General features: G+C 62.3%; 1 protein-coding gene. It reads right to left on the reverse strand.

Annotated elements, in window-relative coordinates; genetic code table 11:
* Window positions 1–769, reverse strand: a 769-nt coding sequence (locus tag AC2A1N_RS14535; RefSeq protein WP_484372683.1) for a hypothetical protein, incomplete at both ends; no start/stop codon positions are given.

The raw sequence follows: 769 nt of genomic DNA on the forward strand, positions 1-769 counted from the left end.
TGTTATAGCAGGTGATGTCATCCAGCCAGCCCTTCTGGCCGAACGAATAGGCGATGTTGGCGCTTGGCACATCCGCCTGCGCTGCAACCTGGAAGGGGAATTGGAACGCCGACATTGCGATGCGATCTCCGGGCACGTCATACCGGTACCGCGCCCACTGCAACTGCGCGGTCCAACCATCGCGCTGCCACTGTGCATGGAGGGCCGCGCCCTGATGACCGTAGTGACGCCGTGTCTGAGTGTTCTGCACCTTGCCAGCAAACGCTGATGCGCCCAGCAACAGCTCGCCGCCGCCCCAGGCGCGCGCACTCTCCACGCGTGCATGCAGTCGTTGCCGCTCGCGATACGGCAACGCCTCGGTCTGCGCGACATCAAAGGAGTAGCGATCATAGCGAGCCCCGGACCCGTATTCGTCTCCGGAGAACCAGCCGAGATGCCAGGTCGTGCTGCCGGTGCGGTGAATCACTACAAGGCCCGGATCGTAATCATCCTCAATGCCCAAGTAGTAGCCGGAGCCGAACCAGAAGCTCTGCGATACGGTAGGGAGCAGCCCGAACGGGATCTGCTGGATACCTGCCTTCAGCTGGGTAGCATCGGAGAACTGCCAGCCCGCGTACGCGTGATGCACGGCGTCGAAGCCATCATACCAGCGGTACTGGGCAGAAAAGGAGAACGGTCCGGTTCCAGCGTCAAGGTCTGCACGCAGCAGTTCAAGCTGCAGGCGGCTGGACGGCCCGTAGTCGAGCCAGCCATAGTTGAACCTGACGGC

It is taken from the genome of Stenotrophomonas maltophilia group sp. SKK55, from assembly GCF_057179845.1.